This is a genomic window from Rhizobacter sp. P5_A1, from assembly GCF_056400745.1.
The window spans coordinates 41,094-67,176 of sequence record NZ_JBFUKR010000027.1 but is presented as its reverse complement, the minus strand read 5'-3'; the positions used below and the strand labels follow the sequence as shown (position 1 = coordinate 67,176).

The 26,083-nt window shown below is 70.2% G+C and carries 26 protein-coding genes and 1 pseudogene; 16 read left to right on the top strand and 11 right to left on the bottom strand.

Going from position 1 to position 26,083, the window contains the following annotated elements:
• On the bottom strand, positions 1-725 hold a 725-nt coding region (locus tag AC1DTW_RS23050; protein WP_477983729.1), incomplete at its 3' end, for an aldo/keto reductase.
• 25 nt (positions 726-750) lie between these two features.
• Positions 751-1,932 (bottom strand): MFS transporter, encoded by a 1,182-nt coding sequence (locus AC1DTW_RS23045; RefSeq protein ID WP_477983728.1) that lies wholly within the window; start codon positions 1,930-1,932, stop codon positions 751-753.
• A gap of 77 nt (positions 1,933-2,009) precedes the next feature.
• On the opposite strand from AC1DTW_RS23045, the gene AC1DTW_RS23040 reads away from it, so the two are divergent.
• The 5 genes from AC1DTW_RS23040 to AC1DTW_RS23020 are packed head-to-tail and all read left to right on the top strand — an operon-like array spanning position 2,010 to position 9,634.
• On the top strand, positions 2,010-2,954 hold the full coding sequence (locus AC1DTW_RS23040; RefSeq protein WP_477983727.1) for a LysR family transcriptional regulator: 945 nt from the start codon (positions 2,010-2,012) through the stop codon (positions 2,952-2,954).
• A 7-nt stretch (positions 2,955-2,961) separates the two neighbouring features.
• Positions 2,962-3,876: a LysR family transcriptional regulator gene (locus AC1DTW_RS23035; RefSeq protein ID WP_477983726.1), complete on the top strand. Its 915-nt coding sequence runs from the start codon at positions 2,962-2,964 to the stop codon at positions 3,874-3,876.
• 28 nt (positions 3,877-3,904) lie between these two features.
• Entirely contained in the window at positions 3,905-7,135 is a 3,231-nt protein-coding gene (locus AC1DTW_RS23030) for a S41 family peptidase (protein ID WP_477983725.1), read from the top strand.
• Positions 7,132-7,899: a molybdate ABC transporter substrate-binding protein gene (locus tag AC1DTW_RS23025; protein ID WP_477983724.1), complete on the top strand. Its 768-nt coding sequence runs from the start codon at positions 7,132-7,134 to the stop codon at positions 7,897-7,899. Before AC1DTW_RS23030 ends, AC1DTW_RS23025 begins: the two co-directional genes overlap by 4 nt.
• Positions 7,900-7,930: 31 nt before the next feature.
• A complete protein-coding gene (locus AC1DTW_RS23020) occupies positions 7,931-9,634 on the top strand; it encodes a dihydroxy-acid dehydratase (protein ID WP_477983723.1) in 1,704 nt (567 codons plus the stop codon).
• Positions 9,635-9,644: 10 nt separating this feature from the next.
• On the opposite strand, the pseudogene AC1DTW_RS23015 reads toward AC1DTW_RS23020, so the two are convergent.
• From AC1DTW_RS23015 to uraH, 4 genes and pseudogenes are all read right to left on the bottom strand, one after another.
• A pseudogene (locus AC1DTW_RS23015) lies at positions 9,645-9,860 on the bottom strand (4-oxalocrotonate tautomerase); the annotation flags it as partial.
• Between the two features lie 30 nt (positions 9,861-9,890).
• A complete protein-coding gene (locus tag AC1DTW_RS23010) occupies positions 9,891-11,276 on the bottom strand; it encodes an 8-oxoguanine deaminase (protein WP_477983722.1) in 1,386 nt (461 codons plus the stop codon).
• A 61-nt stretch (positions 11,277-11,337) separates the two neighbouring features.
• The gene (locus AC1DTW_RS23005; protein WP_477983721.1) at positions 11,338-12,531 is read right to left on the bottom strand and encodes a urate hydroxylase PuuD; all 1,194 of its coding nucleotides are present in this window, start codon (positions 12,529-12,531) and stop codon (positions 11,338-11,340) included.
• A gap of 194 nt (positions 12,532-12,725) precedes the next feature.
• Positions 12,726-13,079 carry a hydroxyisourate hydrolase gene (uraH, locus tag AC1DTW_RS23000; protein WP_477983720.1) on the bottom strand — a complete coding sequence of 118 codons (354 nt, stop codon included), beginning with the start codon at positions 13,077-13,079 and terminating at the stop codon, positions 12,726-12,728.
• Positions 13,080-13,220: 141 nt separating this feature from the next.
• Here uraH and AC1DTW_RS22995 point away from each other — a divergent pair, with 141 nt between their 5' ends.
• From AC1DTW_RS22995 to AC1DTW_RS22980, 4 genes are read left to right on the top strand one after another with little or no spacing between them, the layout of a single operon-like run.
• Positions 13,221-13,973: a GntR family transcriptional regulator gene (locus AC1DTW_RS22995; protein WP_477983732.1), complete on the top strand. Its 753-nt coding sequence runs from the start codon at positions 13,221-13,223 to the stop codon at positions 13,971-13,973.
• On the top strand, positions 13,970-14,893 hold the full coding sequence (puuE, locus tag AC1DTW_RS22990; RefSeq protein WP_477983719.1) for an allantoinase PuuE: 924 nt from the start codon (positions 13,970-13,972) through the stop codon (positions 14,891-14,893). Before AC1DTW_RS22995 ends, puuE begins: the two co-directional genes overlap by 4 nt.
• A 17-nt stretch (positions 14,894-14,910) precedes the next feature.
• A complete protein-coding gene (gene uraD / locus AC1DTW_RS22985) occupies positions 14,911-16,698 on the top strand; it encodes a 2-oxo-4-hydroxy-4-carboxy-5-ureidoimidazoline decarboxylase (protein ID WP_477983718.1) in 1,788 nt (595 codons plus the stop codon).
• Positions 16,699-16,708: 10 nt separating this feature from the next.
• Positions 16,709-17,956, top strand: coding sequence for a M20 family metallopeptidase (locus tag AC1DTW_RS22980; RefSeq protein WP_477983717.1), 1,248 nt, complete (start codon positions 16,709-16,711; stop codon positions 17,954-17,956).
• A gap of 4 nt (positions 17,957-17,960) precedes the next feature.
• Here the strand turns inward: AC1DTW_RS22980 and AC1DTW_RS22975 are convergent, their stop codons facing one another.
• Positions 17,961-18,992 (bottom strand): SGNH/GDSL hydrolase family protein, encoded by a 1,032-nt coding sequence (locus tag AC1DTW_RS22975; RefSeq protein ID WP_477983716.1) that lies wholly within the window; start codon positions 18,990-18,992, stop codon positions 17,961-17,963.
• A 239-nt stretch (positions 18,993-19,231) separates the two neighbouring features.
• On the opposite strand from AC1DTW_RS22975, the gene AC1DTW_RS22970 reads away from it, so the two are divergent.
• The 4 genes from AC1DTW_RS22970 (at position 19,232) to AC1DTW_RS22955 (ending at position 22,324) form a co-directional block, all read left to right on the top strand.
• On the top strand, positions 19,232-20,248 hold the full coding sequence (locus AC1DTW_RS22970; RefSeq protein WP_477983731.1) for an ABC transporter substrate-binding protein: 1,017 nt from the start codon (positions 19,232-19,234) through the stop codon (positions 20,246-20,248).
• Positions 20,245-21,084, top strand: a complete 840-nt coding sequence (locus AC1DTW_RS22965) for an ABC transporter ATP-binding protein (RefSeq protein ID WP_477983715.1) — start codon at positions 20,245-20,247, stop codon at positions 21,082-21,084. Before AC1DTW_RS22970 ends, AC1DTW_RS22965 begins: the two co-directional genes overlap by 4 nt.
• Positions 21,081-21,848 (top strand): ABC transporter permease, encoded by a 768-nt coding sequence (locus AC1DTW_RS22960; RefSeq protein WP_477983714.1) that lies wholly within the window; start codon positions 21,081-21,083, stop codon positions 21,846-21,848. The genes AC1DTW_RS22965 and AC1DTW_RS22960 overlap by 4 nt, the downstream gene beginning before the upstream one ends.
• Positions 21,849-21,913: 65 nt before the next feature.
• Positions 21,914-22,324 (top strand): nuclear transport factor 2 family protein, encoded by a 411-nt coding sequence (locus AC1DTW_RS22955; RefSeq protein WP_477983713.1) that lies wholly within the window; start codon positions 21,914-21,916, stop codon positions 22,322-22,324.
• A gap of 13 nt (positions 22,325-22,337) precedes the next feature.
• Here AC1DTW_RS22955 and AC1DTW_RS22950 read toward each other — a convergent pair whose 3' ends face one another.
• From AC1DTW_RS22950 to AC1DTW_RS22940, 3 genes are all read right to left on the bottom strand, one after another.
• Positions 22,338-22,550, bottom strand: coding sequence for a type II toxin-antitoxin system HicA family toxin (locus tag AC1DTW_RS22950; RefSeq protein WP_477983712.1), 213 nt, complete (start codon positions 22,548-22,550; stop codon positions 22,338-22,340).
• Positions 22,547-22,756: a type II toxin-antitoxin system HicB family antitoxin gene (locus tag AC1DTW_RS22945; RefSeq protein WP_477983711.1), complete on the bottom strand. Its 210-nt coding sequence runs from the start codon at positions 22,754-22,756 to the stop codon at positions 22,547-22,549. The genes AC1DTW_RS22950 and AC1DTW_RS22945 overlap by 4 nt, the downstream gene beginning before the upstream one ends.
• Before the next feature lie 76 nt (positions 22,757-22,832).
• A complete protein-coding gene (locus AC1DTW_RS22940) occupies positions 22,833-23,300 on the bottom strand; it encodes a thioredoxin family protein (protein WP_477983710.1) in 468 nt (155 codons plus the stop codon).
• 120 nt (positions 23,301-23,420) lie between these two features.
• Here AC1DTW_RS22940 and AC1DTW_RS22935 point away from each other — a divergent pair, with 120 nt between their 5' ends.
• From AC1DTW_RS22935 to AC1DTW_RS22925, 3 genes are all read left to right on the top strand, one after another.
• Complete coding sequence (locus AC1DTW_RS22935; RefSeq protein ID WP_477983709.1) at positions 23,421-23,951, top strand: nucleoside deaminase; 531 nt, start codon at positions 23,421-23,423, stop codon at positions 23,949-23,951.
• The gene (locus tag AC1DTW_RS22930; protein ID WP_477983708.1) at positions 23,951-24,793 is read left to right on the top strand and encodes an urease accessory protein UreD; all 843 of its coding nucleotides are present in this window, start codon (positions 23,951-23,953) and stop codon (positions 24,791-24,793) included. The genes AC1DTW_RS22935 and AC1DTW_RS22930 overlap by 1 nt, the downstream gene beginning before the upstream one ends.
• Before the next feature lie 110 nt (positions 24,794-24,903).
• Positions 24,904-25,293, top strand: coding sequence for a hypothetical protein (locus AC1DTW_RS22925; RefSeq protein WP_477983707.1), 390 nt, complete (start codon positions 24,904-24,906; stop codon positions 25,291-25,293).
• Positions 25,294-25,317: 24 nt separating this feature from the next.
• Here AC1DTW_RS22925 and AC1DTW_RS22920 read toward each other — a convergent pair whose 3' ends face one another.
• On the bottom strand, positions 25,318-25,992 hold the full coding sequence (locus AC1DTW_RS22920) for a glutathione S-transferase family protein (RefSeq protein ID WP_477983706.1): 675 nt from the start codon (positions 25,990-25,992) through the stop codon (positions 25,318-25,320).
• Positions 25,993-26,083: the final 91 nt, after the last annotated feature.

Here is a 26,083-nt window from a genome sequence, read left to right as displayed (position 1 = left end):
GGCCGCAGGGCCGCGTTGTGCGCTCGTTGTGTGCCAGAGGCACACGGCCTCGCGCACGCCTTGCCCTGCGGCCTGCGGCACCCCGGCGCGAGCCCTCCCATGGCGCTAACAGGCCCTTGCCCGAGCGGCATCAGTTCCCACTCGTAGTCGCGGCCGATCAGCGAGTAGTAGGTCTGGTTCGCGACATAGCGCTGCAGCCCGAGCCGGTCGGCCGCCGCGAGCGATTTCATCAGCTGCCAGCCGGAGAAATTGGAGACGCCGAGCAAGCGTACCTTGCCGGCCCGCACCAGATCGTCGAGCGTGCCCAGCACCTGCTCGACCGGCGTCATCGCATCGAAGGCGTGCAGCTGCAGGATGTCGATGTGCTCGGTGCCCAGGCGCTGCAGCGCGGCATGGGTCGCCTCGATCAGGTGGTGGCGCGACGCGCCGACATCGTTCGGCCCGGCGCCGCTGCGCAGCGCCAGCTTGGTCGAAATGATGGCCTGGTGGCGCCGGCCCTTCAGTGCCGCGCCGAGGATGGCTTCGGAGGCGCCGCCCGAGTACACATCGGCGGTGTCGAACAGGTTCACGCCGGCATCGAGGCAGATGTCGACGATGCGGCGCGCGCCGGCGGTGTCGGTGTTGCCCCAGGCGCTGAACAGCGGCCCTTGCCCGCCGAAGGTGCCGGCGCCGAAGCCGAGCGCCGGGACCCTGAAGCCGGAACGGCCGAGATAGCGTTGTTCCATCGTGTTTCCTTTGCAAAGCTGAACTTCAGACGCCGGCCGATGCGTAGCGCGCTGGCCGCACGCGCCGATCGACGGCCCGGCTCCACAGCGCGGTCGCGAGGCCCGTCAGCGTCAGCAGCGCGGCGACCCAGCCGAGCGCAGCCAGCCCCGGCCCGTGATCGATTACCGCGCCGCCGACCCATGCGCCGAGCGCGTTGCCGAGGTTGAAGGCCGCGATGTTCAGGCTCGATGCCAGGTTCTGGCCCGCGCCGCTGGCCTTCTCGAGCACGCGCAGCTGCAGCGGCGCGACGGTCGCGAACGCGGCGACGCCGAGTACCGCGACGAACACCACCGCGGTGGCCGGCGTGTGGATCACCAGCGGCATCGCCCCGAGCACGGCCGCGAGCACGGCCAGGGTCGCGAGCACCGCGCGCAGCGCGCCGCGGTCGGCGAGCCGGCCGCCGAGCAGGTTGCCGGCCGCGAGACCGGCCCCGAACAGCAGCAGCACCGGCGACACCGCGGCCTGCGACAAGCCGGCGAGCTGCGTCAGCAGCGGCTGGATGTAGGTGAACACCGCGAACACGCCGGCGTAGCCGAGCACCGTCATCGCGAGACCCAGCAGGACCTGCGGCCGCGCGAGCACGGCGAGCTCGTCGCGCAGCGGCGCGGGCCGCATGTCGGCCGCGGCGCGCGGCACGAACGCCGCGAGCACCGCGAACGCGAGCACGCCGATCGCGGTCACGGCCCAGAACGCGGCGCGCCAGCCGAACTGCAGGCCCAGCCATGCGCCGGCTGGCACGCCGAGCAGCGTCGCCGCGGTCAGCCCGGTGAACATGATCGAGATCGCCGATGCGCGCTTGTCCGCCGGCACCAGGCCGGTCGCGACCACCGCACCGACGCCGAAGAAGGTGCCGTGCGCCAGCGAGGTGACGATCCGCGCGGCCATCAGCCACGCGTAGCCCGGCGCGAGCGCGCAGGCCAGGTTGCCGAGCGTGAAGATCGCCATCAGCGCGAGCAGCACGGTCTTGCGCGGCAGCGTTCGGGTTGCGATCGTCAGCAGCGGCGCGCCGACCGCCACGCCGAGCGCGTAGCCCGAGATCAGCAGGCCGGCACCGGCGATCGAGACATGAAGATCCGCCGCGACCTGCAGCAGCAGGCCCATGATGACGAACTCGGTGGTGCCGATCCCGAAGGCACCGGCGGTCAGGGCAAGAAGGGCGATGGGCATGGTGGAATCGAGTCTGACGATCCCTGCTGCCCGTGACTAGAATGCCGATCGGAACGACACCTGTGACTTGAATTCACATGCCACGCATCGACGTGAACCGCTCGGGCGAGATGGAGGCCTTCGTGCAGGTGGTCGAGCGCGGCGGCTTCTCGGCAGCGGCGCGCGCGCTGCTGATGACGCCATCGGCCGTCAGCAAGCTGATCGCGCGGCTCGAGGCGCGCCTCGGGATCCAGCTCGTGCACCGCTCGACCCGCAAGCTGCAGCTCACGCCCGAGGGCCAGCAGTTCTACGAGCGCAGCCGCCAGGTGCTCGCCGAGATGGACGAGGCCGAACGCTGCGTCGCCGCGGCCGCCGCACCGCGCGGCCGCGTCAGCATCAACGCCAGCATCTCGTTCGGCCAGGTCGTGCTGGTGCCGCTGGTCGCGCGCTTCTTCGAGCTGCACCCGCAGGTCGCGCTCGACATCGTGCTGACCGACCGCGTCGTCGACCTGATGGACGAGCGCGCCGACATCGCGATCCGCTGGGGTCGTCTGACGCCTTCCGAGCTGATCGCGCGCCGCCTCGGCGAGACCGGCCAGGCGATCGTCGGGTCGCCGGACTACTTCGCGCGCCACGGCATGCCGCGCCGCCCGCAGGACCTGGAAGCGCACAACCGCCTCGGCTCGAGCTACCGGCGCAACGTGCCCGACTGGCCGCTGCGCGTCGCTGGCCGGCACGTCGACATGCCGGTCGTCGGCAGCGTGCGAGCCTCCGACGGCGAGACGCTGCGCCAGCTCGCGCTGGCCGGCATCGGCCTGGCGCGGCTGTCGCTGTACCACATCCACGACGACCTGATCGAAGGCCGGCTCGTGCCGGTGCTCGAAGACTTCAACCCGCGCGACCTCGAGCCGATCCACGCCGTCTACCTCGGCAAGGCCGGCCGGCTGCCGGCGCGTGTGCGCGCGGTGCTCGACTTCCTGGTCGCGCAGGTCGGCACGAGCGAGCGCTTCGCCGCGAGAGTCGGCGCGCCAAACCACGGATGACCCCCGCATGGACCGAATAACCGGCGTACAGCTGTTCATCCGCATCGTCGAAACCGGCAGCTTCTCGAAGGCCTCGGTCGACCTGGGGGTGACGCAGCCGACCGCGACCAAGCACGTCGCCGCGGTCGAGGCGCGCCTCGGCGCGCGGCTGCTGAACCGCAACACGCGCGGGGTCAGCGCAACCGAGATCGGCGCGCTGTACTACGAGAAGTGCAAGACGATCCAGCGCGAGCTCGAGGAGGCCGACAACCTCGCGTCGCTGCTGCAGTCGCGCATCGGCGGGCAGCTGCGCATCAGCACCTCGGTCGCGTTCGGCCGGCGCGTGCTGACGCCGATCGTGCTCGCCTTCATGCGCAAGCACCCCGAGATCTCGATCGACCTGAGCTTCGACGACCGCTACGTGAACCTGGTCGAACAGGGCGTCGATGTCGCGATCCGCATGGGGCGCCTGGCCGATTCGTCGCTCGGCGCGCGCTACCTGGCGCAGAACCCGTGGGTGCTGGTCGCATCGCCCGGCTACCTGAAGGCGAACGCGGCGCCACGTTCGCCGGCCGAGGCCGCGGCGCACCCGTGCCTGATCTACAGCACGGTGCAGGGCGACGAGCGCTGGCACTTCACGGTCGGCGGTCAGGAGCAGTCGGTGCCGGTGCGCGGGCCGCTGCGCACGAACAACCTGTCGGTGCTGCTCGAGGCGGCACGCCAGGGCATGGGATTGGCGGTCCTGCCGTGGTACGTCGCCTACGCCGCGGTGCGAGCGCGCGAGGTCGTGCCGCTGCTGACCGAGTTCGCGCTGCCGGTGCAGGAGATGCACGCGGTGTATCCGTCGCCGAAGCTGTTGCCGTCGAAGGTCAGCAGTTTCATCGGTTTCCTCCAGGAACAGTTCACGGCCGAGTGGTGGAAGCTCGGCGGCGAGACTGCATGAACGTCACCCCTCTTTGCGAGCCAGCACGATGACCTCATCCGCCTACCTGCGCCACCCCGCCGTGCACGGCGACACGATCACCTTCGTCTGCGACGACGACCTCTGGCAGGTCGGCACCGGCGGCGGCGTCGCGCGGCGGCTGACCGCGGGGCTGTCGGAGCCGGCCACGCCGTGTGTCTCGCCCGATGGCCGATGGATCGCGTTCATCGGCCGCGACGAGCAGCATCCCGAGGTCTACCTGATGCCGGCCGAGGGCGGCCCGGCGAAGCGCCTGACCTGGCTCGGCCCCGACACGATCGTGCGCGGCTGGACGCCCGGCGGCCACATCCTGTTCGTCAGCACGCACGGCCAGCCGTTCTTCCGCAACCACCGCGCGTTCACGCTCGACCCGGCCGGCGGCGCGCCACAGTTGCTGCCGCTCGGCCAGGTCAACCACCTGTCGTTCGGACCGATGACCGCGCAAGGCCAGGCCCGGGTGATCGGCCGCAACACCGCCGATCCGGCGCGCTGGAAGCGCTACCGCGGCGGCACCGCAGGCCACCTCTGGATCGACGCCGCCGGCTCCGGCATCTTCCGCCGCATGAGCGAGCTGAAGGGCAACATCACGAGCCCGATGTGGATCGGCGAGCGCATCTACCACCTGTCCGATTTCGAAGGCGTCGGCAACCTGTATTCGTGCCGGCCCGACGGCTCCGAGCTGCAGCGCCACACCGAGCACAGCGCGTTCTACGCGCGCCACGCGCAGACCGACGGCCGGCGCGTCGTCTACCAGAGCGGCGCCGATCTCTGGCTGTTCGACCCGGCCTCCGGCAAGAGCGCGCGCGTCGCGGTGCAGACCCCCTCGCACCAGACCCAGGCCGCGCGCAGGTTCGTGCCCGCCGCCGATCACCTCGGCGGCATGCGCCTGCACCCGGCCGGCCACAGCGTGGCGCTCGACGCGCGCGGCAAGCTGTTCAGCTTCGGCCTCTGGGAAGGCGCGGTGCGCCAGCATGCCACTGCCGGCGCCGACGACAGCGAGCGCCTGCGCCACGGCCAGTGGCTCGCCGACGGCAGCACGCTGGCGGCGGTCAGCGATGCGTCCGGCGAGGAACGCATCGTCGTGTTCGACGAGGCTGGCGAAGCACGCGCGCTGCCCTGGGAGCTCGGCCGCGTCACGACGCTGCTCGCGGCGCCCGTCGGCACGCAGCTCGCGATCGCGAACCATCGCAACGAGGTCTGGATCGGCGACATCGCCAGCGGCAGCCTGAGCGCGGTCGACCGCAGCGACTTCGGCCGGACCGAAGAACTCGCCTGGTCGCCCGACGGCGCCTGGCTCGCCTACACCGTGCGCACCAGCATGCGCCACAGCGCGATCAAGCTGCACGCGGCCGGCAGCGGCGCGAGCACGCTGGTCACGCAGTCCGAGTTCATCGACTACAGCCCGTCGTTCGACCCGGCCGGCAAGTACCTCTACTTCCTGTCGCTGCGCACCTTCGACCCGGTCTACGACAGCGTGCACTTCGAGCTGAGCTTCCCGCGTGCCGCACGGCCTTACCTGATCGCACTGCAGGCCGGCGGCGCGCCGCCGTTCGAGCCGGTGCCGAAGGGCCTCGGCAGCGACGACGCGGCGGACGCCGCGAAGCCCGCGGCAGACGCGAAACCGGCGCCGCTGCGCGTCGACCTCGACGGCATCGCGCAGCGCATCGCGCCGTTCCCGGTGCCCGAGAACCGCTTCGGCAAGCTCGTCGGCGCGGCGCGCGGCAAGGTCGTCTGGAGCGTGCTGAACATCGTCGGCGCGCATGGCCGCGGCGGCCACAAGGAGGCGCCGGCGCAGCTGGTCGTGTTCGACTTCGCGACGCAGCGCGCCGAGCCGCTGGCCGACAAGGCCGACGCCTTCGAGCTTGCCGCCGACCACACGACGCTGCTGCTGCGCGAAGGCAAGAAGCTGCGCGCGATCAGCGTGCACCGCCCGGCGGACGCCGACAAGGCGCCCGACGCCTCGTCCGAACAGCCTTCGCGCAAGAGCGGCTGGATCGGGCTCGACCGCGTCCGGCTGTCGATCGCACCGCGTGCCGAATGGCGCCAGATGCTGCGCGAGGTGTGGCGCCTGCAGCGCGACCAGTTCTGGAATGCCGACATGTCGGGCATCGACTGGAACGAGGTCTACACGCGCTACGCACCGCTGGTCGAGCGCGTCGCGACGCGCGGCGAGTTGTCCGACCTGATCTGGGAGATGCAGGGCGAGCTCGGCACCTCGCACGCCTACGAGCAGGGCGGCGACCACCGCAAGCCGCCGTCGGTCGCGCTCGGCCACCTCGCGGCCGACCTGCGCTTCGACGCCGCGGACGCGAGCTACGAGATCACGCGCCTCGTGACCGGCGATGCCTGGGACGCCGGCGCCGATTCGCCGCTGAACGCGGTCGGCATCGAAGCGCGGCCGGGCGAGCGCATCGTCAAGGTGAACGGCCAGCGCGTCTCGGCCGAGCGACCACCGCAGGCGCTGCTCGTGCACCAGGCGGGCGCGAAGGTCGAGCTGACGCTGAAGGCAGGTGCACGAACCCGCAACGTGCTCGTCAACACCCTCGCCGACGAAGTGCCGGCGCGCTATCGCGAATGGGTCGAGCGCAACCGCTCCTGGGTCCATGCGCAGTCGAAAGGCCGCGTCGGCTACTTCCACCTGCCCGACATGATGGCGGCGGGCTATGCCGAGTTCCACCGCTACTTCAGCGCCGAGTGCGACCGCGATGCGCTGATCATCGACGTGCGCTACAACCGCGGCGGGCATGTCTCGTCGCTGCTGCTCGAGAAGATCGCGCGCAAGCGCATCGCCTATGCGCACACGCGTTGGGGACAGCCCTCGCCGTATCCCGAGGAGGCCGTCAACGGCCCGGTGATCGCGCTGACGAACGAGCATGCCGGCTCCGACGGCGACATCTTCTCGCACAGCCTGAAGCTGATGGGCATCGGCACGCTGGTGGGCACGCGCACCTGGGGCGGCGTGGTCGGCATCTGGCCGCGTCATGACCTGGCCGATGGCACCAGCACGACGCAACCCGAATACGCGTTCTGGTTCAGCGATGTCGGCTGGGGCGTCGAGAACTACGGCACCGACCCGCAGATCGAGATCGACAACGCCCCGCAGGACGCGGCCGCCGGCGTCGATCGGCAGCTCGAGGTGGCGCTCGCGACCGCGCTGCAGCAGATCGCGCAGGCCGGCCCAGCCGCGCCCGCGTTCGGTCCCGGGCCCGATCTGGCGCGGCCGGCGTGGCCGGTGCGATGAAGATCGGCCGGCTGCTGCGCAGCGCGCTGCTGTGCGCCGGCACGCTGCAGTTCGCGTTCGCGGCCGAAGTCCGCGTGCTCAGCGCCGGCGCGATCGAGCCCGGCATCCGCCCGACGATCGCGGCGTTCGAGACGTCGGGCGGCGACACCGTGGCGCTGAGCTTCGCGACGGCGCCGCAGATTCGCCAGCGCGTCGAGGCCGGCGAGGCTTTCGATCTCGTGATCGCGCCGCCCGCGGCGCTGGACGCGCTCGCGGCGGCGTCGAAGCTGGGCGGCGCAGACGCCTCGCAGCGGGTCGCGATCGGCAGCGTCGGCCTCGGCGTCGCGGTGCGCCCGGGCTCGTGGCGGCCGGACATCTCCAGCGCCGACACGTTCAGGCGCGCGCTGCTCGACGCCGATTCGCTGGTCTTCAACCGCGCATCGACCGGCCTGTACGTCGAGGGCCTGCTGACCCGGCTCGGCGTCGCGAACGAGACCGCCGCGAAGACGACACGCTACCCGGACGGCGCCTCGGTGATGGTCCATGTGCTGCGCGGCCATGGCCGCGAACTCGGCCTCGGCGCGATCACCGAGATCGCCCTCGCGCGCGACCAGGGGCTGGTGTTCGTCGGCCCGCTGCCGCCGGCGCTGCAGAACCTGACCCTCTACGTTGCGAGCCCGACGCAGGCACGGCCGGCGCCGGCCGTGCAGGCGCTGCTGCAGCAGCTTGCGAGCCCGGCCGCGCGGGCCGCCTTCGAGGCCGCCGGCATCGCGCCGTCGCGCTGACGCGACGCGACCGTTCACGTGAAGGTTTCCGATGACTGAACCCCTCGGCCTCGACGGCGGCCTGACGAACTACGGCGACCGCGACTTCGCGCGCTACCTGCGACGCTCGATGGCGCGCTCGATGGGGTTGTCGAACGAGCTGCTCGGCAAGCCGGTGGTCGGCATCGCGGTCTCGCCGAGCGGCTTCAACAACTGCCACCGCTACCTGCCGGAGCTCACCGAGGCGGTCGAGCGCGGTGTGCTCGCGGCCGGCGGCCTGCCACGACCGTTCCCGACGATCTCGCTCGGCGAGGTCTTCCTGAACCCGACCAGCATGATGTTCCGCAACCTGATGGCGATGGACGTCGAGGAAATGATCCGCGCGCAGCCGATGGACGCGGTCGTGCTGATCGGTGGCTGCGACAAGACCGTGCCGGCGCAGCTGATGGGCGCGGCCTCGGCGAACAAGCCCGCGATCCAGCTCGTGACCGGCCCGATGATGACCGGCCGCCACCAGGGCGAGCGCCTCGGCGCCTGCACCGACTGCCGCCGCTACTGGGCCAAGTTTCGTGCCGGGGAGGTCGATGCCGCAGAGATTGCGCAGGTCGAGGGGCGGCTCGCGACCACCGCCGGCACCTGCGCGGTGATGGGCACCGCCAGCACGATGGCCTGCATCGCCGAGGCGATGGGCCTGTCGCTGCCCGGCAGCGCGGCGATTCCCGCGGTCGATTCGCAGCGCCTGGTCGCGGCCGAAGAATCGGGCAAGGCCGCGGTGCGGCTCGCGCGGCAGCCGATCCTGCCGGCGCAGATCATCACGCGCGAATCGGTCGAGAACGGCTTCCGGATGCTGATGACGCTGGGCGGCTCGACCAACGCGATCATTCACCTGACCGCGATCGCCGGCCGCCTCGGCATCCGCGTCTCGCCGCAGCGGCTCAACCAGATCTCCGACGAGACGCCGGTGCTCGTCGACCTGAAGCCGACCGGGGCCGGCTACATGGAGGACTTCCACAACGCCGGCGGCGTCGGTGCGGTGCTGAGCGAACTGCGGCCGCTGCTGCACCTGGACGTCGTCGGCGTCGATGGCCGCAGCCTGCGCGAGCGCCTCGACGAGCCCGGCGGCTGGGTCGACCGCAGCGTGATCCGGCCCTTTGCCGACCCGGTCTCGAAGGTCGGCGGGTTGATCGCGCTCAGCGGCACGCTCGCGCCCGACGGCGCGATCTTCAAGCGCGCTGCGGCGACACCGGCGCTGTTCGAGACCGAGGGGCGCGCGGTCGTGTTCGAGAACCTCGAAGACCTCGCGCGCCGCATCGACGATCCCGACCTCGACGTCGAGGCGAACGACGTCCTCGTGCTGAAGAACGCCGGCCCGCACGGCGCCGCGATGCCCGAGGCGGGCTACCTGCCGATCCCCGCGAAGCTGGCGCGCGCCGGCGTGAAGGACATGCTGCGCATCTCGGATGCGCGCATGAGCGGCACGGCCTACGGCACGATCGTGCTGCATGTCGCGCCGGAGGCCGCGCTAGGCGGGCCGCTCGCGACGGTGCGCGACGGCGACCGCATCGCGCTGTCGGTCGCGAACAAGCGCATCGACCTGCTCGTCGAGCCGGCCGAGATCGCGCGCCGCCTCGAAGCGTGGGCGCCGCCGCCGGCACCGACGCGCGGCTACGCGGCGCTGTACCGGCGTTCGGTGCTGCAGGCGCCGCAGGGCTGCGACTTCGACTTTCTCGTCGGCGAGCCGCCCGCGCCGCGGTGACGCTGCGGCGTCAACCGCCCGCGGGTTTCGGCGCCGCGGCCTTGTCGCTCCACAGCGTTCCGCCGGTGGCCCAGTCCTGCTTCGCGATGTCGAACAGCAGGATGTCGACGCTCTCCGGTGACGCGCCGATCGTGCGCACGCAGGCCTCGGTGATCGCGGCGACGAGCGCGCGCTTCTGCTCGGCGCTGCGGCCTTCGAACATCTCGATTCGGATCGTGGGCATCGGTCTTCTTCTCCTGCCAGGGGTTTGAACGCGTCAACGCGTCGAGTGCGCGGCGTGCGCGAGTTGCGCCGCGAGGGCATTGTGGCGCTCGATCAGCAACGGCAGCTCCAAGGTCGCCAGCCGGCCGTCGCGCACGACGACGCGGCCGTCGACGATCGAGTGCCGGACCCGCGGCACGCTGCAGAACACGAGTGCGGCGAGCGGATCGTGCTGCGCGCCGGCCATGCCGATCTCGTCGAGCGGCACGGTCACGATGTCGGCGGCCATGCCGGGGGCGAGTGCGCCGATGTCGTCGCGGTTCAGGACCTGCGCCCCGCCGAGCGTCGCGATCTCGAGCACCTCGCGGGCGCTCATCGCGGCCGGGCCCGCGACAGGCCCATGGGCGACGCGCTGCAGCAGCATGGCGATGCGCAACTCGCCGAACATGTGGCCGGCATCGTTCGACGCCGAGCCGTCGACACCGAGCCCGACGCCGACGCCCGCATCGCGCATCGCGCGGATCGGCGCGATGCCCGAGGCGAGCCGCATGTTCGAGCACGGGCAGTGCGCGACGCCGGTGCCGCTGCGCGCGAACAGGTCGATGCCGTGCGCATCGAGCTTGACGCAGTGCGCGCACCAGACGTCGGCACCGACCCAGCCGAGCGCTTCGACGTACTCGGCCGGCGTGCAGCCGAACTTCTCGCGCGTGTACGCGACATCGAAGTCGTTCTCGGCCAGGTGCGTGTGCAGCGAGACGCCGTGGGCGCGCCCGAAGCTGCGCGCCAGCAGCGCCGAGTCGCGCATCAGCTCGCGGCTGACGGAAAACGGCGAGCACGGCGCGACGACGACGCGCCGCATCGCGAAGCGCCCCGGGTCGTGCCAGCGCTCGATCGCGCGCTGCGTCGCCTGCAGGATCGCCGGCTCGCGCTCGACCACCGCGTCGGGCGGCAGCCCGCCCTGGCTCTCGCCGACGCTCATCGAGCCGCGCGCCGCGTGAAAGCGCATGCCGATCTGCGCGGCGGCCTCGATGCTGTCGTCGAGCGTGATGCCGTTCGGGTAGAGGTACAGATGGTCGCTGCTGGTCGTGCAGCCCGACAGCAGCAACTCGGCCATCGCGGTCTGCGTCGAGACGCGCACCATCTCCGGCGTCAGGTTCGCCCAGACCGGGTACAGGCCACGCAGCCAGCCGAAGAGCTCGTTGTCCTGCACCAGCGCACGGGTCAGCGTCTGGTACATGTGGTGGTGCGTGTTGACCAGGCCGGGGATCACGATCTGGTCGCGCGCGTCGATCACCTCGTCGGCGCTGTCGGGCAGCTCTGCCGTCGTGCCGACCGCCTCGATCGCGTTGTCGCGCACGAACACCGCACCGCCCGCGATCTCGCGCCGCTGCGCGTCCATCGTGACGAGCAGGCGGGCGTTGCGGATCAGCAGCGTGGGCATGGTGGCGACGAGCGGAGGGTGGTAGCTTGGCGGTCAAAAAGGGCGCACCCCGGCCACGACCTCACTTCGGCGCGCCAGACGTGAACCAGCGCCCGATCAGCGCGCGCTCGGCGTCGGTGATCTGGGTCGCGTTGTTCATCGGCATCGTCTTCAGCACGACGGCCTGCTGGTAGATCTCCTGCGCGTGCCTGCCGATCTCGTCGGCCGAGTCGAAGCGCAGATTCTTGCTCTGCATCGCCGGGCCATGGCACATCACGCAGCGCTGCGCGACGATGCCCTGCACCTCGGCGAAGCTGGCCGGAGCGGCTGCGGCCTGCGGCGCCTGCGGCGCCGGTGCGATCGCGAAGATCACGCCGGCGAGCAGCAGCACGCCGACGATCGCGAAGTGCCAGGGCACCGGCTTGCCATAGGCCAGCGCCTTGTGGCGCAGCGCGAACGACATCCGGATCAGCGCGCCGGCCACCATGATCGCGACCAGCACGAGCCAGTTGTACTTCGCGCCATACGTGAAGCCATAGTGGTTGCTCATCATCGAGAACAGCACCGGCAGCGTGAAGAAGGTGTTGTGCACGCTGCGCTGCTTGCCGCGCTGGCCGTGCACCGGGTCGACCGGCTGGCCGGCCTTGATCGCCGCGACGACCGTGCGCTGGCCCGGGATGATCCAGAAGAACACATTGCCGCTCATCGTCGTCGCGATCATCGCGCCGACCAGCAGGAACGCGGCACGGCCGGCGAACAGGTGGCACGAGAGCCACGACGCGAGCACGATCAGCACGAACACGCAGGCGCCGACGATCTCGTCGCCGCGCTTGCCGCGGCCGAGCGTGCGGCAGATCGCGTCGTACAGCAGCCAGAACGCGACGAAGAAGCCGAGCGCGGTCAGGATCGCGGCGGTCGGCGTCCAGTCGAACAGCGTCTTGTCGATCAGGAAGGTGCTGGCGTTGTAGAGGTACAGCACCGTGAACAGCGCGAAGCCGGTCAGCCAGGTCGAGTAGCTCTCCCACATCGACCAGTGCAGCTGGTCGGGCACGTAGCCGGGCGAGACCGGGTACTTCTGGTGGTGGTAGAAGCCGCCGCCATGCACGCCCCACTGCTCGCCGCCGACACCCTTGTCGGCATCCTTCGGGTCTTTCGGCGGGGTCAGGCTGTTGTCGAGCGAGACGAAGTAGAACGAGGCGCCGATCCAGGCGATGCCGGTGATGATGTGCGCCCAGCGCAGCAGCAGGTTCGCCCAGTCGAGAAGGTACGCTTCCATGCGGTGTGAGTCTCCGAGTCGTCGCGACCTGCTTTGCCGATCAGCAAGAAGCAGGCCCGTGGCAACCCTTGCCACGGCGGGCTCTGCAAGGTGGGAACGTCACGACCGGTCAGGGAACCGGGCTCCGCGGCGACGCCGATAAAGTGTATACACTTTTTCGGCGCCACGGCCCGCGCGTTTACCCGATGTCGCGATCAGCTCCCGCGGTAGGTCGAATAGGCGAACGGGCTCGCCAGCAGCGGCACGTGGTAATGCGCGCCAACCGTCGCGAGGCCGAAGTCGAGCGGCACCTCGTCGAGAAACGGCGGCTCGTCGAGCGCCGCGCCGAGCGCGCGGAAGTACGCGGCGACGCCGAACACCAGCCGATAGCGCCCCGGCACGACGGCGGCGCCTTCGAGCAACGGCGCATCGGCGCGGCCGTCGTCGTTCAGCACGACGCGCTTCAGCAGCAGCGCAGCGCCGGCGTCGAGACGGTACAGCGCGACAGCCATGCCGGCGGCCGGGCGGCCGTTGGCGGTGTCGAGCACGTGGGTGGTGAGCTTTCCCATGGGGAGTTCCTCGAACGAGAGTGGCGGCGACGAAAGGGCTTGCGACGCCGGCAAAAGTGTATACACTTTGCTGCACAACGCAAGCCCGATCTGGTCTTCCGCCACCGCACCGTGAACCGCCCCGCCACGAAACTGCATGTGATCCGCCCGGTCAAGGCCGCCGCGGCGCGTGCCGCCGAGCCCGCCGCGGGCGACAACCTCACGCAGCGCATCGCCGACTCGATCACGAGCGCGATCGTCGAGCGCCGGCTGATGCCCGGCACCAAGCTGGCCGAGCAGAAGATCGCCGATGTCTTCAAGGTCTCGCGCACGCTGGTGCGCCAGGCGCTGATGCAGCTGAGCCGCGATCACCTGATCACGCTCGAGCCGGCGCGCGGCGCGCGCGTCGCCGAGCCCGGCGTCGAAGAGGCGAAGCAGGTCTTCGAGACCCGCAACATGCTCGAGGCCGCGATGATCAAGCGCGCCGCCACGCAGCTCAGCGACGCGCAGATCGCCGAGCTGCGCGCGCACCTGAAGGCCGAATCCGCGGCGCTGCAGCGCACCGACGTATCGGGCCGCACGCGGCTGCTGGCCGACTTCCACGTCGTGATCGCACGCATGCTTGGCAACGAGGTGCTGGCCGGGCTGCTCGGCGACCTGGTCTCGCGCTGCTCGCTGATCGCGCTGATGTACCAGTCGGCCCATTCGGCCGAGCACTCGTTCGACGAGCATGTCGCGATCGTCGATGCGCTGCAACGGCGCGATGCGCGCGCCGCGGTGAGGCTGATGGAATCGCACTTGCACAATGTCGAGCGCAACCTGCGGCTCGACCCGCGCGCGCCCGACCTCGGCTCGGTCTTGCTGCCGGACGGGTTGGGCGTTGACCCGAGCCTGACGCGGAGACCGCCACGATGATGACGAAGGACTACCCTCGCGACCTGATCGGCTACGGGCGCAACCCGCCGCAGGCGCAGTGGCCGCAGCAGGCGAAGATCGCGGTCCAGTTCGTGCTGAACTATGAAGAAGGCGGCGAGAACTGCGTGCTGCATGGCGACCCGTCGTCGGAGACCTTTCTCTCCGAGATCATCGGCGCGCAGGCCTTCGAGACGCGCCACCTGTCGATGGAGTCGATGTACGAATACGGCTCGCGCGTCGGCGCCTGGCGCATCCTCGACGAGTTCGAGAAGCGCGGCCTGCCGCTGACGGTCTTCGGCGTCTCGATGGCGCTGCACCGCAACCCCGATCTGACGCAGGCCTTCGTCGAGCTCGGCCACGAGATCGCCTGCCACAGCTGGCGCTGGATCCACTACCAGCACATGAGCGAGACGCGCGAGCGCCGCCACATCGAGATCGGCACGCAGATCATCCGCGACATGACGAAAGGCCAGTGGCCGCTCGGCTGGTACACCGGGCGCGACAGCCCGAACACCAAGCGCCTGGTCGCCGACCACGGCGGCTACGAGTACGACAGCGACTACTACGGCGACGACCTGCCGTTCTGGATGCCGGTCGAAAGGACCGACGGCACGACGATCCAGCGCCTGATCGTGCCGTACACGCTCGACACCAACGACATGCGCTTCGCGTCGATGCAGGGCTTCAACACCGGCGACCACTTCTTCAACTACCTGAAGGACGCGTTCGACGTGCTCTACGAGGAAGGCGACGCCGTGCCCAAGATGCTGAGCATCGGCATGCACTGCCGCATCCTCGGCAAGCCCGGGCGCTTCAAGGCGCTGCAGCGCTTTCTCGATCACGTGCAGCAGCACGATCGCGTGTGGATCTGCCGTCGCATCGACATCGCGCGCCATTGGGCGCAGACCCATCCCGCATGAATCGCCCGGAGACACCGATGGCCTCGCCGCTGACGCTCGATCGCCTGAACCGCACGACCCGACCCGAGTTCGCCGCGCTGCTGGACGGCGTCTACGAACACTCGCCGTGGATCGCCGAGGCCGCCTGGGCGAAGCGCCCGTTCGCGACGCTGGCGCAGCTGAAGCATGCGCTGGTGACGGTGCTGCGCGACGCCGGCCGCGACGCGCAGGTCGCGCTGATCCGCGCCCACCCCGAGCTCGCCGGCAAGGCGATGGTCAGCAAGACGCTGACGGCCGAATCGACCCATGAGCAAGGCAAGGCGGGCCTGAGCGATTGCACGCCGGCCGAGTTCGCGCAGATCCAGCAGCTCAATGCGGCCTACAACGCGAAGTTCGGCTGGCCGTTCACGCTCGCGGTGCGCGGGCCGCGCGGCAGCGGGCTGCACCGGCACGAGATCATCAGGACCTTCGAGCGGCGCCTCGCGAACCACCCGGACTTCGAGCTCGCCGAGTGCACTCGCAACGTCCACCGCATCGCCGAGATCCGCCTGAACGACAAGTTCGGCGTCGCGCCGACGCTGGGCAACCAGGCCTGGGATTGCGCCGAGCTGCTTGCGACGCACTCCGACTCGGGCTACGCCGAGCGCGGCGAGCTGACCGTCACCTACCTGACCGACGCGCACCGCGCCTGCGCCGCGCAGCTGAAGTCGTGGATGCTCGAATGCGGCTTCGACGAGGTGAGCATCGACGCGGTCGGCAACGTCGTCGGCCTCTACCACGGCAGCGATCCGAAGCAGCCGCGCCTGCTGACCGGTTCGCACTACGACACCGTGCGCAACGGCGGCAAGTACGACGGGCGCCTCGGCATCTTCGTGCCGATGATCTGCGTGCGCGAGCTGCACCGCTCAGGCAGGCGCCTGCCCTACGGCTTCGAGGTCGTCGGCTTCGCCGAAGAAGAAGGCCAGCGCTACAAGGCGACCTTCCTCGGCTCCGGCGCGCTGACCGGCCACTTCGACCCTGCCTGGCTCGACCAGCGCGACGCCGACGGCATCACGATGAAGGAGGCGATGCGCCACGCCGGCCTGCCCGCCGCGTTGGCGTCGATCCATGCGCTGAAGCGCGACGCGAGCCGCTACCGGGGCTTCGTCGAGGTGCACATCGAACAAGGCCCGGTGCTGAACGCGCTCGACCTGCCGCTCGGCGTCGTGACCTCGATCAATGGGGGCGTGCGCTATCTCGGCGAGGTCGTCGGCATGGCGAGCCACGCCGGCACGACGCCGATGGACAGCCGGCGCGACGCCGCGACCGCGGTCGCCGAGCTCGCGCTGTTCCTCGAAACGCGTGCCGCGTTGCTGCCGAACCTCGTCGGCACGATGGGCATCCTGACGGTGCCGAACGGCTCGACCAACGTCGTGCCGGGCCGCTGCCAGTTCACGCTCGACATCCGCGCAACGACCAACGAGGTGCGCGATGCCTGCGCGAGCGACGTGCTCGCGGCGCTCGCGCAGATCTGCGCGCGGCGCGGCCTGTCCCACACGATCGAGGAGACGATGCGCGCCGCCGCGGCGCCCAGCGCGCCCGCATGGCAGCGGCGCTGGGAACGCGCGGTCGAGGCCAGCGGCCTGCCGGTGTTCCGCATGCCCAGCGGCGCCGGCCACGACGCGATGAAGCTGCACGAGGCGATGCCGCAGGCGATGCTGTTCGTGCGCGGCCAGAACGCCGGCATCAGCCACAACCCGCTCGAATCGAGCACCAGCGACGACATGCAGCTCGCGGTCGAAGCGTTCATGCACCTGCTCGATCAGCTGGCAACCGAGAAAGCCTGAGAGACACCCGATGACCACCGCCTACCAACAACTCGACGCCTGGATCGACGCGCACTTCGACGAGGAAGTGAAGTTCCTGCAGGCGCTCGTCCAGGTCCCGACCGACACGCCGCCCGGCAACAACGCGCCGCATGCCGAGCGCACCGCCGAGCTCCTGCACGGCTTCGGCCTCGACGCCGAGAAGCACCCGGTTCCCGAGTGGGCGCTGAAGGAATACGGCATGGCCTCGATCACGAACCTGATCGTGCGCCGGCCGTACGCGCCCGGCGGCCCGACCATCGCGCTGAACGCCCACGGCGACGTCGTGCCGCCCGGCGAGGGCTGGTCGCACGACCCGTACGGCGGCGAGGTGGTCGACGGCAAGCTCTACGGCCGCGCGTCGGCCGTCAGCAAGAGCGATTTCGCGACCTACACCTTCGCTCTGCGCGCGATCGAGACGCTGCGCGCGCAGTTGAAGGGCGCGGTCGAGCTGCACTTCACCTACGACGAAGAGTTCGGCGGCGAGCTCGGCCCCGGCTGGCTGCTGCGCAACAAGCTGACGAAGCCCGACCTGCTGCTCGCGGCCGGCTTCAGCTACCAGGTCGTGACCGCGCACAACGGCTGCCTGCAGATGGAGGTCACGGTGCACGGCAAGATGGCGCATGCGGCGATCCCCGACACCGGCGTCGACGCGCTGCAGGGCGCGGTCGCGATCCTGAACGCGCTGTACGAGCAGAACTCGCTCTACCGGCAGGTCAGGTCGGGCGTCGCGGGCATCACGCACCCGTACCTGAACGTCGGGCGCATCGAGGGCGGCACGAACACCAACGTCGTGCCGGGCAAGGTCGTGCTGAAGCTCGACCGCCGCATGATCCCCGAGGAGAACCCGGTCGAGGTCGAGGCGGCGATCCGTCGGGTGATCGCGGACGCGGCGGCCGAATTTGGCAAGAACGACCCCGGCATCACCGTCGAGATCAAGCGCCTGCTGCTCGCGAACGCGCTGCAGCCGCTGCCGGGCAACCAGGCGCTGGTCGAGGCGCTGCAGAGACACGGCGCCGAGGTCTTCGGCGAACCGATCCCGACCTCCGGCACGCCGCTCTACACCGATGTGCGGCTGTACGGCGAGGCCGGCGTGCCGGCCGCGATCTACGGCGCCGGGCCGCGGACCGTGTTCGAATCGAACGCGAAGCGCGCCGACGAGCACCTGGTGCTCGAAGACCTGCGCCGCGCGACCCAGGTGGTCGCGCGCACGCTGTTCGATCTGCTGACGACGCCGTGAGCGATCAGCTGGCGCGGGCCAGCGGCTGCGCGCGGCGCCGGGTCTGCCACACCACCGCGATCAGGCCGAGCGTGAGCAGCGCGTAGGTCTCGGGTTCGGGGATCGTCGCGACGAACATCGCATTGGCAATCGCCATGTGCGCCGCGGTGGTCGGGTGGATGCCGTCCCAGTACGCGTACTGGCTGCAGTTGGCGCCGACGATCGCGCCGCAGGCGTCGGTTCCGTTCGTCAGGCCGAACGCGCCGGGGGTGGTCACCAGCGCCGTGTTGAACCCGAACAGATCGAAGATCGAGACGCCGCCCTCGCCGTTCAGGCGCGCGGCGAGCGCACCGTTCATCACGCCGGCCAGGAACGAGCCGGTCGCGGACGCCGCAGGGCCCGCCGCCGTCACCGCCGGCGCGAGCCCGAGGTTCGGCGCATCCCAGACGACGATGTGCTGCGCGCCGGCGGCCTGCAGCTCGTCGACGATGACGCCGATGTCGTTCGCGAACGCCGCGGCGGCCGCCGCGATGATCGCGCCCGCGTTGGCCGGCTGCGCCGAGATCGCGGCCAGTGCCGCGCGCGCGTTGTTGCCGCCGCCGGCGACGACGTACAACGCATCGGCCGACGCGACGCCGCCGGTGTGCGCAAGGTACATGTCGGTCTGCGTACGCAGGCTGTACGGGAAGCCGCCGGGGCCCGGCCCGGGCGTGCCGGTCGTCGCACCGCCGAACGCGTAATCGCCGCCGCCGGCCAACGAAGGCACCAGCGACACGCCGATCATCGAAGCGTAGTAGTTGGCCCAGACCGGACCGTTGCTGTAGGTCGGGAACGGCGCTGCCGACGCGTAGGTCGACGACGGGATGTACGAGTTGCCGGTGACGACCTGCGCCGGGTCGTACAGGCCGGCGATCGCGTTGTTGCCGTTGTCCGAGAGGCTGTCGCCGAACACGAACATCGAGCCGAACGGTCCGGCCTGCGCCGGCACGCTGGCCAAGGTACCCAGCGCGATGGCTGCGGCCGACAGCAGACGGCCGAGTGAGAGCGAGCGATTCATGGTTGCCGCGAGTGGTGGTGGTTGTCGCATCAAAGTAGCACGCGACCGGCGACATCGCTATCGGGGTGCCCCGCGCTGCGCCGGCGATCCCCCCGAACCGCGGGGTGGGGCCGACCCCGGGTTCGACTCGGTGCGCGCCGGCTGCGGCCGCGCACAGAATTTGCATTCCCTCCCCTGTCCCCTTCAATTCAGTCGCTGGAGCTCGCTTGAACCCACTCGCCACCCCTTCGCGCCGCGCGCTGATCGCCGCCCTCGGCAGCACGCTCGCCCTCGCTGCGCTGCCCGCCAGCGCTCAGGAGACGCCGATCAAGTTCCAGCTCGACTGGCGCTTCGAGGGCCCGGCCGCGATGTTCCTGGTGCCGGTCGCGAAGGGCTACTTCAAGGCCGAGAAGCTCAACGTCACCGTCGATGCCGGCAACGGCTCCGGCGGCGCGGTCACGCGGGTCGCGTCGGGCTCGTACGACATCGGCTTCGCCGACCTGGCCGCGCTGATGGAGTTCCATGCGAACAACCCGGCCGCCGCGAACAAGCCGGTCGCGGTGATGATGGTCTACAACAACACGCCGGCCGCGGTGCTGGCGCTGAAGAAGTCGGGCATCAAGACCCCCGCCGACCTGACCGGCAGGAAGCTGGGTGCACCGGTGTTCGACGCCGGCCGCAAGGCCTGGCCGATCTTCGCGAAGGCGAACGGCATCGCCAACGTCACCTGGACCGCGATGGACCCGCCGCTGCGCGAGACGATGCTGGTGCGCGGCGATGTCGATGCGATCACCGGGTTCTCGTTCACGTCGCTGCTGAACATCGAGGCGCGCGGCGTTGCAGCCTCCGATGTCGTGATCCTGCCGTACCCCAGCTTTGGGGTGAAGCTGTACGGCAACGCGATCATCGTCGGCGAGGATTTCCTGAAGAAGAACCCGGAGGCCGTGAAGGCATTCCTGCGCGCGTTCACGAAGGGCATGCGCGACGTGATCGCCGACCCGAAGGCGAGCATCGCGACCGTGAAGGCGCGCGACGGCATCATCGATGCCGCGCTCGAGGAGCGTCGCCTGAAGCTCGCGCTCGACGCGACCGTGCTGACGCCGGACGCGCGCGCCGAAGGCTTCGGCATGGTCACCGGGCCGCGCCTGAGCCTGATGGCGAGCCAAGTGTCGGATGCGTTCGGCACCAAGGAGCGCGTCAAGCCCGATGCGGTCTGGAACGGCACCCTGCTGCCGAGCGCGGCCGAGCGCAACATCTTCCCGGCCGCGAAGAAGTGAGCGCGGGCAATCCAGCCTTCGTCGACTTCAGCAAGGTCTGGCTCGCCTACAGCGACGAGCTGCTGGCCCAGAACAAGTTCGCGGTCGAGGACATCACGCTGCAGGCCGCCGAAGGCGAGTTCATCGCGATCGTCGGCCCGTCGGGCTGCGGCAAGTCGACCTTCATGAAGCTCGCGACCGGGCTGCGCCGGCCGAGCCGCGGCAGCATCGCGATCGGCGGTGCGCCGGTGACCGGGCCGCTGAAGATCAGCGGCATGTCGTTCCAGGCGCCGTCGCTGCTGCCCTGGCGCAGCACGGTCGACAACGTGCTGCTGCCGCTCGAGATCGTCGAGCCGCACCGCACGCAGTTCAAGGCGCGCCGCGACGAGTACCGCGAACGCGCGATCCAGCTGCTGCGCACGGTCGGGCTCGCCGGCTACGAAGACAAGCTGCCGCACCAGCTCTCGGGCGGGATGCAGCAGCGCGCGTCGATCTGCCGCGCGCTGATCCACGAACCGAAGATGCTGCTGCTCGACGAACCCTTCGGCGCGCTCGACGCCTTCACGCGCGAGGAGCTCTGGTGCACGCTGCGCGACCTGTGGGCCGCGCGGCGCTTCAACGTCATCCTCGTCACGCACGACCTGCGCGAGAGCGTGTTCCTCGCCGACACTGTCTACGTGATGAGCCGCAGCCCGGGTCGCTTCGTCGTCCGGCGCGAGATCGAGCTGCCGCGGCCACGCGATCTCGAAGTGACCTACACGAGCGCGTTCAGCGACATCGTGCACGAGCTGCGCGGGCACATCGGGGCCGCTCGTTCGCAAAAAGACGGCAAGGCGCCGGCCGAGGTCACGTCATGACGCCGCGCGCGATGCAGCGCTGGGCACCGGTGGTCACCGCGGCGGCCTTGCTGCTGTTGTGGCAGCTCGTCTGCTCGGCATTCCGGATCGACGACTTCATCTTCCCGAGCCCGCTGACGATCGTGCAGGCGCTGCGCGAGTTCGCCGGCCCGATCGCCGAAGCGGCGTGGAAGACCTTCTGGGTCACGATGCTCGGTTTCGCGATCGCGATCGTCGTCGGCGTGCTGCTCGGCTTCCTGGTCGGCTCGTCGCGCCTGGCGTATGCGGCGATCTACCCGCTGCTGGTGGGGTTCAACGCGGTGCCGAAGGCGGCGCTGGTGCCGATCCTGATCGTCTGGTTCGGCATCGGTCTCGGGCCGGGGATCCTGACCGCATTCCTGATCTCGTTCTTCCCGATCACCGTGAACATCGCGACCGGTCTCGCGACGCTCGAGCCCGAGCTCGAGGACGTGCTGCGCGTGCTCGGTGCGAAGCGCTGGGACGTGCTCGTCAAGGTCGGCCTGCCGCGCTCGATGCCGTACTTCTACGCGTCGCTGAAGGTCGCGATCACGCTCGCGTTCGTCGGCACCGTGCTGGCCGAGATGACGGCCGGCGACTCGGGCATCGGCTACCTGATGCAGACCGCGGGTTCGCAGCAGCGCATGCCGTTGGCCTTCGCCGGGCTCGTCGTGATCGGCGTGATGGCGATGGCGATGTACGAACTCTTCTCGCTGATCGAGCTGCGCACCACCGGCTGGGCGCATCGGGGCACGCAGGGCGAGTGACCTTGCTAGCCGGGGCGGGCCATGACCTCGCAGGTCATCGTCTTCGGGCTCGGTACTTCGTACGCTTGTTCCTGCCGGAATCTGCCGGTTCACCCCCATCAGGAGTCAGCATGTTCGATCCAGCATCCATCGCACGAGCCTACCTCGACACGTGGAACGAGACCGACGACGAACGGCGCCGGTCGCTGTTGAAGACGCACTGGGCGCGCGACGCCAGCTACGTCGACCCGATGATGCGCGCCGAAGGCGAAGCACCGATCGCCGGACTCGTCGGCGCGGTGCATCAGCGCTTCCCCGGGTTCCGCTTCAGGCTGACCGGCACCCCGAACGGCCACGGCGACTATGTGCGGCTGTCGTGGTCGCTCGGCCCCGACGGCAGCGCGCCGCCGATCGAAGGCAGCGACGTCGTCGTGCTGCAGGACGGGCGCATTCGTCAGGTGATCGGCTTCATCGACCGGGCGCCGGCGGCGATATGACGCGATGCCTCAACTACAGGTCTTCGGGTCGAAGCCCGGTGTGCTTGGCGATGCGCGCCAGCATTCTGGGGCCCAACTCGTCACCTTCGTGAAAGGCAAACACAAAGTCAGGCCAGCCTTCTCGCGCCAGCGTGCGATGAGAACCCGTTTGCCGCTTGGTCTGCCAGCCAAGACGGAGCAGAGCGGCGATCACCCGCCTGGCCTTCGACGAAGGCCATTGACTCATGCCACGGCCGGAATCGAAATGCTGATGTCCAGTGGAAGGGCCTCTCCATGTTCGAGCTGTTCGGCCAGCACGCGCAGCGCGAGGACTTCGGCTTTCGCCATCGCTTCATTGGCAGACGCGCCGTAGGCCAGGACACCTGGAAGCTGCGACACCTCGGCCAGCCACCGCCCGTCGTCCTCACGCTCGCACTCGAGACTGAACTTCATGCCACTCTCCTTGATGCAACAGAGTCTATCTCGGGCGACTCACTGAGAGGCGATTGACGATGCGGTGCAGTACGGGCTACTTCTTCTCTTTGGACGAAGACGCCACACCCCGAAAGAATTCGTACACCCCGGTCTCGCTCATGCGCCGCGCGTTCGACAACTCGCCGGCGCGGGTCGCGTAGAGAACCTGGTCGTTCGGCGACAGGACGACGGCGGCAGGAATGCCGCGCTTGATCGGGTTGCCATACCGTGCCGCGACGTCCAGGTTGCGATCGAAGTTGCCGACATCGACCTTGACCACGACGAACTCCTTCGAGACCAGCTCGGCGTTCTTCGCGTTCTTCAGCGAGGCGTCGAGCGCGCGACAGTCCTCGCACCAGTTGGCACCGAAGATCAGGAGCACCGGCCGCTTCGTCGCGTTCGACGTCGCCAGGGCCGCCTCGAGGTCGGCCTTCGGGTTCGCGGCCTCGTCGTACGGGAGCGCGGCAGCGGCCACTCCGGCGGCGGCCAGGACGAGGATCGCGGTGACAAGAGTGCGGCGCATGGCAGGGGCTCCAGGTCGTGCGGGTGAAGTGTGACGTGTGGGATGGAAATGCGGGATAGCGACCGCATTCTGTTCCCGCCCGCTCTCTTAGACTCACCACTTCACTTCGTCCTTGCCCGCATGTCCGCCATCACGCCGCTCCGTGCCCTGCCACCTCACGGCGCCGACCCGACGCCCGAGCAGATGCAGCGCCATCTGCGCACCGCGAACGCGGTCGCGAAGCGCGCGCTCGACGCGGGCCATCACCCGTTCGGCGCCGTGCTGGTCGGCCCCGACCACGAAACCGTGCTGACCGAGCAGGGCAACATCGACAGCGTGAACCACGCCGAGGCGGTGCTCGCCCGCATGGCCGCGAAGGCCTGGACACCCGACGAGCTCTGGGGCTGCACGCTCTACACCACGGTCGAACCCTGCTGCATGTGTGCCGGCACGCAGTACTGGGCGCACATCGGCCGGCTCGTCTACGGCATGGACGAGCACCGGCTGCTGCAGTTCACCGGCGACCACCCCGAGAACGCGACGCTGGACCTGCCCTGTCGCACGGTCTTCGCGCGCGGCCAGAAGGACATCCGCGTCTGGGGCCCGGTGCCCGAGGTCGAGGCCGAGATCGCGGCGCTGCACGTCGCGTTCTGGCGCCGCGACGCCAGCTGATGTCCTGGGCCGGCGCGCTGCGGCTGGACTACCGGTGCGACGAGCTGCGCGGTGCGCCGCGCACGGTGCTGCACGACCGCCACGACGGCCCGTTGCGCGTGCTCGCGAGCCTGTACCCGGAAGGTCAGGCGATCTGCCACAACGTGCTGGTGCATCCACCGGGCGGGCTGGTCGGCGGTGACGAGCTCGACATCGACCTCGCGCTCGACCCCGGCGCGCACGCGCTGATCACCACGCCCGGCGCGACGCGCTTCTACCGCAGCAGCGGCGCACCGGCCACCCAACGCCTGCGCGCCTCGCTCGCCGACGGCGCGCGCCTCGAGTGGCTGCCGCTCGAGACGATCGCTTACAGCGGCTGCCTCGGCGCGAACCTGATGCGCTTCGAGCTCGCGCCGGGCGCCGAGATGATCGGCTGGGACGTGCTCGCGCTCGGGCTGCCGGCGTCCGACCAGGCATTCGCGCGCGGCCGCTTCACGCAGTGCGTCGAGCTGCCGGGCCGCTGGCTCGAGCGCGGCGTGATCGACGCACTCGACGCGCGCCTGCTCGACTCGCCGCTGGGCTGGGCGGGCCATCGCGTGATGGGCACGCTGTGGTTCGCGGCCGGCCACGGGCTCGGCGGCGCGCGCCGCGATGCGCTGCTCGCCGCCGCGCGCGGCGCGATCGAAGGCGATCCGCTGCAGCGCAGCGCCGGCGCGACCGCGGTCCACGACGGCGTCATCGTGCTGCGCGTGCTGGCCCCGCGGGTCGAGCCGGCGGTCGCGCTGCTGACGCGCGCCTGGGCTGCATGGCGCGACGCCGCGTGGCACCTTGCGGGCTGCACGCCGCGCGTCTGGCGCACCTGAGGAGGCGGGAGGCCGTCGGATGCGCCCGCGTGATTTCCTGCGCGAACGGCGCACTCTGTTACCAGCGCGGACGACCCGCGATGCGGCTCGTCAACCCTAGACTTTCGGGCATGAAGAACGCACCCGACGCCGCATCCATGTCTGCAAACGACCCTCGCCGTGCCGGCCGATTCGGCCGCCCGACGAGCCTGCTGCTGTGCAGCGCGGCGCTGCTGTGCGGGGCCGCGCACGCCGACCCGGTGCGCAAGTGCCACGTCGAGGGGCGCATCGTGTTCCAGTCGGCGCCCTGCCCGCCCGAGGCGCAGCCGACGACGGTCGCGGCTCGCATCGCGCCGGCCGCCTCGGCCGCATCGGCGACCGATGCCGCCGGCCAGCCGAAGAAGAAGTCGCTCGCCGAAATCCTGCGCGAACGCGACGGCGCCGACCTCGGCCGCCGACAGGCGCGCGAAGCGCAGGGCGACGGCGCGAACGTGCTGCGTTCGCGGATGGGCGCCGTCTAATCCAACGTCGCCGGTCGTCGCTCGTCAGTCGTTCGCGAAGCTGTACGGCCCGCCGCGCTCCAGCGCCTTCTGGTAGGCCGGGCGCGCGTGGATGCGCTTCAGGTAGGCCATCAGCTTCGGCCGGCTCGCATCGAGCCCGGCGCGCTGCGCGGCCGCCTCGACCGGGAAGCTCATCTGGATGTCGGCCGCGCTGAACGCGTCGCCCGCGAACCATTCGCTCTTGCCGAGCTCGCCCTCCATGAAATCGAGCTGGCGCTTCAGGTTCGGGTCGACCATCGCGGCGAGCACCTTGGCCGAAATGCCCTTCGCGATCGGCTTGACGAAGAATGGCATCGGCGCCTGCGGAATCTTCTCGAAGATCAGCTTCAGCAGCAGCGGCGGCATCGCCGAGCCTTCGGCGAAGTGCAGCCAGTAGCGCCAGCGCAGCCGCTCGGGCGTGCCGATCGCAGGCGCCAGGCGGCCGTCGCCGTAGCGCTCGATCAGGTACTCGACGATCGCGCCCGATTCGGCCACCGTCGTGCCGTCGTCGGTGATCACCGGCGACTTGCCGAGCGGGTGCACCTTCATCAGCGACGGCGGCGCGAGCATCGTCTTCGGATCGCGCTGGTACTTCTGGATCTCGTACGGCAGGCCGAGCTCTTCGAGCAGCCACAGCACGCGCTGCGAGCGCGAGTTGTTCAGGTGGTGGACGGTGATCATGATCGGCCAGGCTCCGCGGTTGGGGTCGTCACTCGGGGTGGTCGCGATTGTGACCGCGCCCCGGCCGGTCGGAGCCGCTACCGGGCGCGGT